Source organism: Pseudomonas onubensis (assembly GCF_965653655.1).
Lineage (GTDB): Bacteria > Pseudomonadota > Gammaproteobacteria > Pseudomonadales > Pseudomonadaceae > Aquipseudomonas.
This window is the reverse complement of sequence record NZ_CBFHAZ010000214.1, coordinates 1-877: the sequence shown is the minus strand read 5'-3', so window position 1 is coordinate 877 and position 877 is coordinate 1. Positions and strand designations below refer to the sequence as shown.

Here is an 877-nt window from a genome sequence, read left to right as displayed (position 1 = left end):
GGCTTGCTCGCGAAAGCGGTGTATCAGCCAACACATTCAGTGACTGACACTCCGCTTTCGCGAGCAAGCCCGCTCCCACATTAGATGTGTGTTGCCTTATGCTCAGCGATCCATTGCGCCGTTAGCTGGCGGCCTCGCGTTCCAGCAGCCTGTCCATCAGCAACACTCCCAACTCACTCAACTGGTGAATCGCCAGCGCCACGTCGCGCTGTTTTCCGGTCAAGTCTTCTGACAGGTCGAGCAACAAGGCAGTGACCGAGGAAAAGGTTTCGTAGCTGTTGGTGATCAGGGTTTCGTTGCTGGCGTCGGCGGCGACGTTGAACAGCGCGGGCGGTGGCAGGGCAGGGTCGGCTTTTGGATTGAGGTAGTGATCTATCGCACGATGCGCGGCCTGATTGAGTTTCAGGTCCGGTTCGCTTGGAGGGTTCGGCGTTATTTTGAACATACTTGGAATTTCCCACGTTAGGGCCGCCACCTCTTAGCTACTAAACAAAGGGGTGGCAGCTGTGCGCAGGTTAGTAGACCGGGGAATTCCAAGAAAGCCGGCGCGCCCGAAGACGCCCTGCACACAGCCACCATCAAGCACGGACGAAGCCGTCCGACAGATGAAGCTCATGCACTGACTGGAATAACCCCGGGCTACTAAACCCGATCACTGAGTTGTCAGCGACCGAGCAACCTTAGAGACGCCCACCAGAGCGCACAAGCCGGCGGATTCTGACGCAAGCGTAGGCAATGGAGCAAGGCGCTGTGGCTTCGGACTTTGCTGTTTCAGTGTGCGCTGTAGGACGTGAACCCTACACTGACCTAAATGTGGGAGCGGGCTTGCTCGCGAAAGCGGAGTGTCAGTCACTGAATGTGTTGGCTGATACACCGC

1 protein-coding gene is annotated in these 877 nt (G+C 57.4%); it reads right to left on the bottom strand.

Annotation, left to right across the window (positions count from 1 at the left end; genetic code table 11):
- Positions 1-121: 121 nt before the first annotated feature.
- Positions 122-445, bottom strand: coding sequence for a DUF6124 family protein (locus ACTD9P_RS29615; RefSeq protein WP_438870419.1), 324 nt, complete (start codon positions 443-445; stop codon positions 122-124).
- Positions 446-877 lie beyond the last annotated feature (432 nt).

What these genes read in the sequence shown, in the direction of transcription:
- ACTD9P_RS29615 (WP_438870419.1), bottom strand. Translation starts at nt 445, where the DNA reads ATGTTCAAAATAACGCCGAACCCTCCAAGCGAACCGGACCTGAAACTC.